Below are 4040 nucleotides of genomic sequence, written 5' to 3'. Positions count from 1 at the left end.
CTTCTGTAAGGTCGCGAAAGTCTGAGGAGAGAACCACCTCTGGGTTGGATTTCGCCAGGAATCTAATTCAAGTGGACTCGTTGAGCCAGAAATTCACAGCAGTGATGCTAGAAGAATCCACGTCCGTTTACGGCGTGGGGTATGTCAACCAATCGACTCTCCTTGATATAAACCTCATCGCTATCGTCCCCCATGTCGGGTTTTTTTCTGGACCCTCGCCGGTTATTGTCCTGGATTCTCAGCCATGGTCTGTCAGTCCTAGACTTTGGGTTAGTTCTCCTCCTTACCTATATGCTGCTGCTAATTATCGGCGAGCGGCGTACCTTTTGGATGGTGCGAGGACTAATCTACTTAATGCTGGCCTCGGTGATTAGCGATGCCCTAGGATTGCGCTTGCTGGGGTTAGTCCTAGAAAAATTGATTTTGGGGGCAGCAGTGGCGATTGCTGTGATTTTTCAGTCGGAATTCCGCCGTTTTTTAGAATTATTGGGCAAAGGTCAAGTGTGGGAATTATTTAAAAAAAGTTCCCCCACTCCCAAGACCGATAATGTCATTGATGAGTTAGTGGACGCGGTGAAGGATCTATCTCAAAATCGCACCGGTGCGCTGATGGTATTAGAAACCAGTGGCAATCTCGACACCAGGGTGTTTGTCAATCCGGGGGTGATGCTCAATGGCCAAGTATCTAAGGAATTAATTCAAACTATTTTTCAAACTAAAACTTTACTGCACGATGGGGCCGTATTTATTCGGGGCGATCGAGTGGTGGCCGCTGGTGTTATTCTACCCTTATCGGAGCGCAGTACCTCTAGGCAATTAGGCACCCGTCATCGGGCGGCCATGGGCATTACCGAAAGGCTAGATAATTGTATCTGTATTGTGGTTTCTGAGGAAACTGGCTCGATTTCCCTCGCGTCGGGGGGTAATTTGGATCGGCCCTTAACCAGTAGTAAACTAAAAGAGCTTCTCGAAGCGAAGTTTTCTCCGTCGGGAGAGGGGGAAGTGGTCGCACCGAGTTGGGGACGTTTAGGGCGTACAATTGGCTTAAAAGGTCGTCTAATCTTAGAAAAATTCTCCCGTTCGCCCAGAGCAACCCCCAAAGATAGAAAATGACTCTTAAACCGAGCTTGTCACCAGAATTACCTACGGATTTAGATAAAAACCGTTTGCCTCAGCACGTCGCAGTGATTATGGATGGGAACGGTCGTTGGGCGAAAAGTCGTGGTTTACCGCGGATTATGGGCCATCAACGGGGAGTAGATGCACTAAAAGACTTGCTGCGCTGTTGTCGTGACTGGGGGATTCCCGCTTTAACCGCTTATGCTTTTTCTACAGAAAATTGGGGTCGTCCCCTGGAAGAAGTCGAGTTTTTAATGACTCTATTCGAGCGGGTTTTGCGGCGGGAATTAGAAGAAATGATGCAGCAAAATGTCAAAATTCGCTTTATTGGTAATTTATCAGCCTTGCCAGAGTCTTTAAGACGGGAAATTGCTAAATCTCAAGCAGAGACTAGCAAAAATTCCGGTATTCAATTTACGGTAGCTACTAATTATGGTGGCCGAGAGGAAATCGTACAAGCTTGTCAGGCGATCGCTCGTCAGGTGCAACAGGGTTTAGTCTCCCCGGAAGCGATCGATGAATCTCTCTTTGAACAGTATCTTTATACTGCCGGGATTCCTAACCCAGACCTGTTAATTCGCAGTAGTGGGGAAATGCGAATTAGTAATTTTTTACTCTGGCAAATGGCCTACGCGGAAATCTACGTTACTGACACCCTCTGGCCCGATTTCGATCGAGTGCAATTTCACCGCGCTTTAAAAGATTATCAGGGTCGTCATCGTCGTTTTGGCAAATTATAAGGGCTGCAGCCCAAATTGCTCAAAATAGCCACTGTGGAGCAGTTAAAGGACAATTTTTGATTTTTACAAGAGGTCTGATCACTTTTAATTTTAACTTGCTCCCTGGGGCAACGGTTAAACTGGGACGAGAGGTCGTTTGTGATCTTCTCGATTTCCCCAATACGGTAATCCGTAAATCGGCTGGAGCTAGACTTTTTCCCAGGCTAAAATAAAATAGGGGAGAGAATAACTATCGACGATAAGCAGTTTTAAGATTATGGGATTCTTTGACTCAGAAGTGGTTCAACAGGAAGCTAGACAGCTATTTGAAGATTACCAGTCTCTCACACAACTAGGCAGCGAGTACGGTAAATTCGATCGAGAGGGTAAAATAATCTTTATCGATAGGATGGAGGAGTTAATGGAACGCTACAAGATATTTATGAAGCGTTTTGAGTTATCTGAGGATTTTTCCGCCCAAATGACCGTAGAACAGCTAAAAACCCAATTAGGTCAATTTGGCATGACTCCCCAAATGATGTTCGACCAAATGCAGCAAACCCTTGAACGGATGAAGGCAGAGATTCGCTAAAATTGCCGATATTTATCGGGTATTGGCTGCCTTTTACCCGATAATGTCCTCTCCAGATTACTGCTCGGAAAATTGGGGTTTCTGCGGTTTTTTGAGAACAATGATCTAATAATTTTAAGTAGGTTAGCTGATGAACTCCAGGCCAGATTCACAAGAGAATATTGAGCCACCTCAGTATAGTGAAAAAACTAACCGCATTCAGGCAATCAGTCAACTGATTAAGGCGATAACCCCGTTAATTTGGGCTATAGTTGTTCTAGTGGTTATTTTGCCTCTTTTAGGGAAAATTTGGCTAGGAACTGCCGGCAATGAACCGTTAAAAACTAAGGTTGCTACCGAAACTAACCTAGAGATTCCCATCACTATACCCGAAAAATCTAACAGTCAAATCGATCGGGAGATTAGCCAAGCTTTACAGACAGCGAGAGCAAATTCTCAAAGCTTCGCCCTAGGAGAAATTCAGGGATGGGTGGAGGAGTTGATGACACGAGTAGATCAGGGTTTTCTGCCTTGGTATTTTAACTATTTCAATCAAAAACAATTTGAGGGCAAGGCCTTTTTAAGCGGATTATACTCCTCGATCGCTCACTGGGTCAATACAGATAATCCACCCCCGGAACAGGTGGTGGCAGAAAATTTGACCAAAACTATTCAAACCGAGTTTACTAAACGGGTAATTCGTCCCCAAGAGGCTCAATTGCGTCTAGAGAGAATTACTAGGGATGCCGTTAATTTATATGTCAATAATTTAAGCAATGAATTGGCAAATATACAGGCTAGTTATCAAATTCCCCAAGGCAAATGGGACCGTTATCTTAGTGATATAGCCGTAACAATTAAAGATACCGAGGGCAATATTTCTAACACATCAATTAAACTTTTAGTCGGTGGCACCACTGCTTTAGGAGTTAAATCTCTGATCCCAGTGATGAAAGTGGGCAGTACAGTTTATTTGTCCCTAGCGGGAAAAACGGGGGCGAAAATTGCCACTAAAACCGGTGGGGCAGTAGCGAGTAGTTTTGGGGCAGAATTAATCGATCCAATCGTGGGAATTGGTTTGATAGTTTGGGATTTATGGGACTATCAGCACCGGGTAAACATTGAAAAACCGATTCTGCGGGATGCCATTTTTAATTATTTACAAGAAGTCAAATACGATCTGGTCAATAATCATCAAGGTAGCGTCCTTTCATCTATTTATCAAATTGAAGCCACTGTCAATAAATCCTTAGTGAGAACCTAAGTAGGGTTGGCTGAAAAAGTTTGTTGGTTGGGTTAGGAGTCAGGAGTACAATTGCATGAATGGGGCTATTATGAGGAATAAAAATATATTTATGAATCTATTCTTTCTATTAAGAGTAAATTAGATACTGGAGTAAAGTTTCAAAAAAACTGAGAAAATACACAAAATCCAGATACGCTAAAAAAGTATCTCTTCACTTTCAAAGGGTTATGAACACAAGTTTAGATAGGGCTTGCTGAAAAAGTCATTGAAAAGTACAGGTCTCTTAATCAATGATTTCACTTAGCTACAAGCATAAGCTTTAGTTGTTGATTAATTTTTAAGTTATAACTTATCCTAATCATTGACCGAGAAAAAGTGCTGTTTT

4 protein-coding genes are annotated in these 4040 nt (G+C 43.1%); all 4 read left to right on the top strand.

The genetic code is table 11. The features are described from left to right. Window positions 1-192: 192 nt before the first annotated feature. Window positions 193-1113, top strand: coding sequence for a diadenylate cyclase CdaA (gene cdaA / locus O9300_RS15800; RefSeq protein WP_287732369.1), 921 nt, complete (start codon window positions 193-195; stop codon window positions 1111-1113). Beyond that, window positions 1110-1859 carry a polyprenyl diphosphate synthase gene (gene uppS / locus O9300_RS15795; RefSeq protein ID WP_079208016.1) on the top strand — a complete coding sequence of 250 codons (750 nt, stop codon included), beginning with the start codon at window positions 1110-1112 and terminating at the stop codon, window positions 1857-1859. Before cdaA ends, uppS begins: the two co-directional genes overlap by 4 nt. Window positions 1860-2115: 256 nt before the next feature. Further along, a complete protein-coding gene (locus tag O9300_RS15790) occupies window positions 2116-2430 on the top strand; it encodes a DUF1825 family protein (RefSeq protein ID WP_002738222.1) in 315 nt (104 codons plus the stop codon). A gap of 130 nt (window positions 2431-2560) precedes the next feature. Further along, a complete protein-coding gene (locus tag O9300_RS15785) occupies window positions 2561-3673 on the top strand; it encodes a hypothetical protein (protein ID WP_287972664.1) in 1113 nt (370 codons plus the stop codon). Window positions 3674-4040: the final 367 nt, after the last annotated feature.

Origin of the sequence: Microcystis sp. LE19-195.1E, assembly GCF_027532095.1 — a bacterium.
GTDB lineage: Bacteria > Cyanobacteriota > Cyanobacteriia > Cyanobacteriales > Microcystaceae > Microcystis > Microcystis aeruginosa.
Note: the sequence above shows the minus strand (reverse complement) of the source record. Positions and strands in the feature narration are given on the sequence as shown.

Excerpts from the sequence above, each read along its gene's own strand:
- cdaA (WP_287732369.1), top strand. The coding sequence starts at position 193 with ATGTCGGGTTTTTTTCTGGACCCTCGCCGGTTATTGTCCTGGATTCTC.
- uppS (WP_079208016.1), top strand. The coding sequence starts at position 1,110 with ATGACTCTTAAACCGAGCTTGTCACCAGAATTACCTACGGATTTAGAT.
- O9300_RS15790 (WP_002738222.1), top strand. The coding sequence starts at position 2,116 with ATGGGATTCTTTGACTCAGAAGTGGTTCAACAGGAAGCTAGACAGCTA.
- O9300_RS15785 (WP_287972664.1), top strand. The coding sequence starts at position 2,561 with ATGAACTCCAGGCCAGATTCACAAGAGAATATTGAGCCACCTCAGTAT.